2 protein-coding genes are annotated in these 3,105 nt (G+C 70.7%); one reads left to right on the top strand and one right to left on the bottom strand.

The features are described from left to right. The coding region (locus ACI2LP_RS34085) for an AAA family ATPase (protein WP_404728413.1) at positions 1–2,483 on the bottom strand (2,483 nt) is incomplete at its 3' end. 343 nt (positions 2,484–2,826) lie between these two features. Between ACI2LP_RS34085 and ACI2LP_RS34080 the strand changes: the two genes are divergently transcribed. Then, on the top strand, positions 2,827–3,105 hold a 279-nt coding region (locus tag ACI2LP_RS34080), incomplete at its 3' end, for a DUF485 domain-containing protein (RefSeq protein WP_404728412.1).

The raw sequence follows: 3,105 nt of genomic DNA, 5'->3' as shown, positions 1-3,105 counted from the left end.
GCCAGGACCCCGCGGTCCGCCAGCGCCTGCGCGTACCGGAAGCGGGCAGGTGACATCTCCAGCGTGCGTACCGCTTCGTCGAGCATCTCAAGGCCCTTCGGCCCGCCGGTGACGATTCCCAGGGCGCGCAGCGCGACACCCGTCATCTCCGGGACGCCCCAGCGCCGGGCGAGCACCACCTCCTCCTCGGCAAGACGCACGGCCTCCTCGGCGCGGCCCAGCCGGGCGTGCACCAGCGCCGCCTCGGACCGCCAGGGGTAGAAGCCGGGAGCGGGCATGTTGCGGGCCACGGTGCGGGCGCCGCAGGTCAGGAAGTCGGCGAGACCCTCCTCCAGTCGGCCCTGCTCAGTGCGCAACCAGCCCCGCGCGAGCAGGGGATAGTCGTTGATCCAGTACGGATGGAGTTGCCTGTCCATGCCGCTGCGCTCCAGCAGGGTCTGTGCCTCCTCGAGGCGGCCCTGCCGGGTCAGCGACTCGACAAGCGTCGCGACGGCGAACACCGTGTGGCTGGACCCGAGCGGCACCCCCACTTCCAGCAGCGCTTCCAGGGCGGCTTCGGCGTCGGCCTGGCACTCCAGGGTGCGGCCCAACCGCGCGTTGGCGTTGCCTCGCGTCGCGACGGCATGCGCGTACTGGAAGACCGCGCCCCGGGCCCGCGCCTCGTCGATGGCCGCCTCTGCGCAATCGTGTGAGAGGTCGGGGCGGCCGGCGGCACCGAGGGCGAGTATCGCGCAGTGGTAGACCACCGACTCGTCGTCTGCCGGCGCCAAGCCGTGGCCGAGCGCCAGGCGGGCCAGCCGGACCACTTCCTCCGCGTCCTCCCCCACCATCGCTCCACGCAGGCTGAGCAGCGCGGCCAGGGGACGTTCGACGGCGGTTCCCGACGCGTCCGTCATGGCCAGGTCCATCAGCCGCGGATAGGCACGTGCGGCGGAGGCCAGCTCGACCAGGCTGATGAAGAGGAAGTCGATCTCCAGGCGCAGCGCGTACGAGGGGTCGACCGGGCGTATGGCGGCGCTGGTGCGTTCCAGTACGTCCAGGGCGTCGAGAAATCGGTCGACGGCGAACAGTGCGCCGGCCAGCCGGCGGGCGGCCGAGGTCTGCTCGCTGGGGCCCTTGCTGAGCTGGAGGCTGCGGCGCAGCTCGTCTATGGCGGTCGGGACGCTGGACTCGAGCTCCGCCTCGCCCAGCAGGCTGAGGACCGTCGCCCGCTCCTCCTCCGCCAGTGGTTCACACAGGGCGCGTCGCAGATAGCGGGCGGCTCGGTCGTGGGCACCGGCGTCGCTCGCCTCTATTGCCGCCCGGCGCAGTACCTCGTGCGCCGACGGCTGCCCGGGGGCACAGTGCAGCAGATGGTGGGCGACCTGCTCGGGCGGGGCGACGCGGCTGAGCAGGAAGCGGGCGGCGCCGGCGTGGAGTTCCTGGCGTCGACTGGGCGGTACGAACTGTTCCGCGGCGTCCGAGAGCAGCGAGGCGGCGATGCCCACGCCCTGCTCGCACTGGTGCAGGAGCCCGGCGCGTACGAGGGTGTGCACGGCGTCCTCGGCGGCGGGCTGCGGCACTGCGGTGACTTCGGCGATCAGTTCCACCGGCTGAGGAGACCCGAAGACCGCCACCGCGCCGATCACGGCTTCACCGTGGGCTACGGTGCCGCGGAGCAACGAGCGCACGGCGGGAGCCAGTTCAGGCAGCAGCGCGCCGAGGGCGACGGACACGCTCCGCTCACCGCCGGCAGTCCCTGGTTTCGGTTCCGGGGGTGCGGCGGCCAGGACGCCGAGGACGGAACGGAGCAGGAAGTGGTTGCCGTCCGTGGCTTGTCGGCATGCCTCGAGGAATGCCTGGCCGGCGTCGTCTCCGAGCGTCCGGTCGAGCAGTGCTTCTATGGCCTGCGGGGCGAGCGGGGAGAGGCTGATCTGGTCGCGGAACAGCGGCAGGACGGCGCCGAGCGCGTCCTCGTTCGGTGACTCGCCGGGACCCAGCGAGGCGATAACGGCGGGTGGAGAGCCGTCAGCGCGGCGCATCAGCCGTCTCAGCAGGCGGAGCGAGGCCGCGTCCGCCCACTGGAGGTCGTCCACGCAGAGCAGAGGCCGGCGCCCGTCCGCGGCAAGCCGGGCGACCACGGCGTCCAAACTCCGGTGATTTGCGCCGTCCTCGGGCGGTTCGCCACAGGGCCGTGCGGAGGGGGCGGCCGGGGCCGATTCGAGCAGCTGCCGCAGCACGGCCTGGTCGGTGCGGCTCTCGTCGGGATCGGCCCAGGCATCGAGCATAGCCCTGCCGTCGGCCCGCGCCTCATCGAGCAGGGCGCGCAGGAGTGCGCTCTTCCCGCTGCCATAGCCGCCCCGTACAAGGACGAACATATGGTCACCTTCCGTGACCGCAGGGCCGGCGCCGATCCCGAGCAGGGTCCGCAGTTCCGCGAGTTCGGCTTCCCGGCCGATCGAATCGGGGATCATGCCTGGCGGGCCGGGAGGTGCAACCGGCATGATCCCCCTGCTCCCCCGCCCGGATATGGCGGCCGATTGTGCTGCGTACGGCATGGGTATCGCGCGTCCCCCTTCATGGCTCTCCGTCGCTCGGATGCCGCTGACAGATTCTTGCACCGACGCACGAGCGGACCTACCGAAAGAATCCACGCCTTCGCCGAAAGATCTAGACCTTACGGTGCGTAGCGCTGGCCGTATCCCGTCGTCCGCTGATGAGATCGGACCGACCTTCGGTGCACGCCGACGTCACAAGCCTCCGGCACCGGCCGTGGAAAGCATTCGCCACCGCGCACTCGCCGGCAACCCCACCGTTCCCCAACCTCACCAGCACGTACGGAGATCCATGTCCAGCCCGACCGAACCGCTCGAGAAACCGCAGTACGCGGACATACGCGAAACCGAGAGCTTCGCCGAACTGCGCAGCCGGTTCCGGCGCTTCAGCTTCTCGATGACCTGGGCGTTTCTGCTCTTCTATGTGTCCTACGTCGTCCTGTGCACCTATGCACCGCACCTCGTGGCCACCAAGGTCGTGGGGAATGTCAACGTCGCCCTGCTGCTGGGCCTGGCGCAGTTCGCCTCCACCTTCCTCATCGCCTGGCTCTACACCCGTTACGCGAAGACC

The sequence above is a fragment of the Streptomyces sp. NPDC019890 genome, from assembly GCF_044903445.1.
In the GTDB taxonomy this organism is placed as follows: domain Bacteria; phylum Actinomycetota; class Actinomycetes; order Streptomycetales; family Streptomycetaceae; genus Streptomyces.
This window is presented reverse-complemented; position numbering and strand designations above follow the sequence as displayed.